This is a genomic window from Stenotrophomonas chelatiphaga, assembly GCF_001431535.1.
Lineage (GTDB): Bacteria > Pseudomonadota > Gammaproteobacteria > Xanthomonadales > Xanthomonadaceae > Stenotrophomonas > Stenotrophomonas chelatiphaga.
This window is the reverse complement of record NZ_LDJK01000144.1, coordinates 1-976: the sequence shown is the minus strand read 5'-3', so window position 1 is coordinate 976 and position 976 is coordinate 1. Positions and strand designations below refer to the sequence as shown.

At 64.3% G+C, this 976-nt stretch carries 2 protein-coding genes; both read right to left on the bottom strand.

From position 1 onward, the window contains the following. Window positions 1-116 precede the first annotated feature (116 nt). Window positions 117-596, bottom strand: coding sequence for a thioredoxin domain-containing protein (locus tag ABB28_RS17555; protein ID WP_152983514.1), 480 nt, complete (start codon window positions 594-596; stop codon window positions 117-119). A gap of 18 nt (window positions 597-614) precedes the next feature. Then, on the bottom strand, window positions 615-976 hold a 362-nt coding region (locus ABB28_RS17550), incomplete at its 5' end, for a response regulator (protein ID WP_152983513.1).

Below are 976 nucleotides of genomic sequence, written 5' to 3'. Positions count from 1 at the left end.
CTTATCTAGTTGTCACAGGTATACAGCTCCTATGCGTGTCTACTGTGCGATACTTACTTCTACGTTGATGGTATCTGCTGTCACCGACATCAACACCTAAGGAGTCGTCGGCAGCGTCAGATTGTTTTAAGAGACAGCATAGACGCCACCCGCTCCCGGTCAACGAAGCGGATATCGTGCTTCTGCAGCCAGGCACGCAGCTTCGGGGTCTGGTTCAACACGTCCCAACGGCGGCCATGCGCGGCATCTTCACGGTGGCGACCGCGCGCGAACGAATGCGATATCACACCCAGCGCGCTACCGATCAGCGCATCGCCGAACAGCCTGCTGCTGCCGTTGCAGAGCAGCGATACGCCGGCACCTGCGGCCCCGCCCACCGCAATGGCCAGTGCCGGTGCAAGCGACGAATCCACGGGCGCGTTGAGCACGGCGTGCAGCACACCGGGCAGCGCTGATGCGCTTGCAGGCAGGTGCCGGTTGACGGTGGGTGCCTGTTGAATCGCGCCGGGTGAAACGACCTGCATGGCCTGGTGTCCGCGGTAAAGAGAGCCTGTATACCGGGCGCGCCTGTGCGTCAGCCACCAGCGATCGCGCATCGACGCGCCCGGCACCGATCAGTCGCGCGGGGTCGCGTAGGCCGCCAGGAACGCACGCAGCGATGCGGGCTTGATCGGCTTGGTCAGCAGGCGATAGCCACGGTCGCGGGCCATCCGCTTCAATTCGTCGCGACCATCGGCGGTCAGCAACGCGCCCGGCAGGTCGCTGCCGGCCGCCTCGCGCAGGGCGACCAGCGTATCCAGTCCGTCCAGCCGGTCGTGCAGGTGGTAATCCACCAGCATCACGTCCGGATGCTCGGCCATTTTTTCCAACGCCTGGTCTACCGTGCTGGCGGTGATCACCTGCACCTGCCAGCGGCCCAGCAGTGCGCGCATGCCGTCCAGGATCTCTTCGTCGTTGTCCACGCACAGCACGCGCA

Coding starts and splice junctions, on each gene's coding strand:
- ABB28_RS17555 (WP_152983514.1), bottom strand. CDS start 596: ATGCGCGATCGCTGGTGGCTGACGCACAGGCGCGCCCGGTATACAGGC.